Origin of the sequence: Cytobacillus firmus NBRC 15306, from assembly GCF_001591465.1 — a bacterium.
Taxonomy (GTDB): domain Bacteria; phylum Bacillota; class Bacilli; order Bacillales; family Cytobacillaceae; genus Cytobacillus; species Cytobacillus firmus.
In genome coordinates, this window is the sequence record NZ_BCUY01000184.1 from 1 (window position 1) to 2,240 (window position 2,240).

Sequence of the window (2,240 nt, forward strand, 5' to 3'; positions counted from 1 at the left end):
AAAAGGGTGGTCAACTTTTACATGAGCGACATGGTCAACTTTTGGGTTGACATTTACAGCCATTCTCGCTCACCACAATTAAGCTATCCTGATCATACACGAGTTCTCCTGGGATCCCACAAAACCATTGAAAAGCATTTTCATGAGCTTGAATGACATCTTGAGTTGTAAAGGGGCGATCTAACCACTCTTTATATTTGTATCTCGAGTTAGATAGCACAAAGGCAATAAAGTTCAGCTTTACTTCTTTATTATCAGACGTTTTCTGCTTGGTGTGCCCAAAGTCAACTTGGACCTGTTCCCCCAATGGTGAATCAGGTATTGCTTCATAATCCCTTGGTGAAGATTCCTTAGCTATTTTATATTCAACTCTTAGCTCCCTTACGTAAGCACGGACTGTGCTTTCACCCACTTCAAGTTGTTCCTTATACCTTTCCATCAACCAATCTTGTACTTGTGCTGCTGAAAGATCAGGATGTTCCCTTAACCAATTCAAGATTAACTCTTTATAAGGATCCAACTTTTTCTTTCTTGTTTGTAAAGATTCAACCCATTCTGCCATCTCCGAAGGAGATCTCTTAAGATGCCGATATACAGTTGCCCTGGATACCCCCAGTTTATCTGCTACTTTGGATTTACTAAAACCTTTCTTGAGTAACTGCTGAATTTCCATATACATTTCCCACTTATCCACCTTTTCTTAGCCCTCCAATGATTTAAGAATCAAACCATCATCATACAATGGAGGAGCTATATATTTTACTGGTATATTAGGGTAAATAAGTGTTTCATCTTATCTAGCAAAAACTGTCTATTTTAGTTTAGCAGTCACAAATGGCCATATCTCGTTTATTTTCTGTTCTATCTACTTCTCTAACCAAACGATTCAACTCCAATCTATCCAGAGATTTAGGAGCCTCATTTTTATAATCCAGAGGTTTAACTACGGATATATCCTCAATTGTATTTTCTTTCTCAGCCCATTTACTGAACTTTTTAATCCCATTCCAAATCTTATTTATTGTTGCTGCGCTTTTTCTTCTACTAACAAGATAATCAATGTATTGTTGAACATCGCTTCTGGCATAATTTGATAAATTGGCTCCAGCCCCTTCTAACCACTCGCTAAATTGCTTAATTGCATGTACATAAGTTTTTATTGTCTGTTCTGATTTTCCTCTTAAGGCTTCCTCAACAAACTGGTTTATCATGTACACTCCTCCTCATTTTTTACGATAAATAATTCTACGCAATATTTTTTAACCGTTAATAGCCGTTTTTCATATCCTTTTTACATATATTTGGTCGCATGTTAGCATGGAATACCTATTCTACGCAATAATTCTATGCAGTATTGTTTCTGTCAATTTGGTGTAAGGAGTTTGTTACTTTACCATTTTATGTTACAGTCTAATTACAATGGATTAATTGGAGGCTGAAAATATGAAACGAATGCCATTCGAACCACCTACAGAACACTACGATAAGCGACTTGAAAATATCGACGAACAAATCTGTAAATTAATTCAAGAAAGGAGAGATCTTTCAGAGAATAATCCCGGTTTTCCCACTAAACAACTTATTTCTACTTGGTCTGAGAAATATAAATTTTACGAGGACTTTTTAAATAGCGTATTTTCCCACTTCTTAAATGAAGACATATATAAACCTTTTGTAGAACCACAGGGATTTATTAAAAATATCCCAATATTAAAGTCATTTGAAAAAGATAATGTCTTTTATTCAGTAACATTTGTACGTCAATTTGAAAATGCAAGTGTTGTCCATTTTAACATTGACAGAGAAGAATCTGATGATGACTATCCTAGCAGGTTTAGAGAACATACCTTTTTTGGTCTATCCATTGAGGGGAATGAGGACGATTATGATTGCCGAAACGAAGGAGGTGGAGGCTCAAGAGGACATACATCCTATTCTTACATTGTTTCACCTGCATTACCCGAAGATATTTCTAAGTTCAAATTGGTCTTTAAGGAATATAAAGTGCCATTCCAAAAACCTACGGGGTTTGAAGTAGTTTTATAAAGTTGAAAAATACCTTGAATCAATACGTTCCTAAATTTTCCTCAAAAATCTGACCGTCCCACGGCTAATCTTTACTAGTAGATTAATTAAACAGAAATGGCCAGTGAAGTAACTGAGCCATTTTTTTATTTAACTATATTTTATTGTTTGGTGACTACTCTGGAACAACTTTCTTTTCTACGCATTATTTAAAA

3 protein-coding genes are annotated in these 2,240 nt (G+C 35.2%); 1 reads left to right on the plus strand and 2 read right to left on the minus strand.

Annotated features, from left to right (window positions below; translation table 11 throughout):
* Window positions 1-34 precede the first annotated feature (34 nt).
* Window positions 35-694, minus strand: a complete 660-nt coding sequence (locus tag BFI01S_RS21640) for a helix-turn-helix domain-containing protein (RefSeq protein WP_235831264.1) — start codon at window positions 692-694, stop codon at window positions 35-37.
* 127 nt (window positions 695-821) lie between these two features.
* The gene (locus BFI01S_RS21645) at window positions 822-1,211 is read right to left on the minus strand and encodes a tyrosine-type recombinase/integrase (RefSeq protein WP_082804590.1); all 390 of its coding nucleotides are present in this window, start codon (window positions 1,209-1,211) and stop codon (window positions 822-824) included.
* A gap of 232 nt (window positions 1,212-1,443) precedes the next feature.
* On the opposite strand from BFI01S_RS21645, the gene BFI01S_RS21650 reads away from it, so the two are divergent.
* Window positions 1,444-2,046 (plus strand): hypothetical protein, encoded by a 603-nt coding sequence (locus BFI01S_RS21650; RefSeq protein ID WP_061794412.1) that lies wholly within the window; start codon window positions 1,444-1,446, stop codon window positions 2,044-2,046.
* Window positions 2,047-2,240 lie beyond the last annotated feature (194 nt).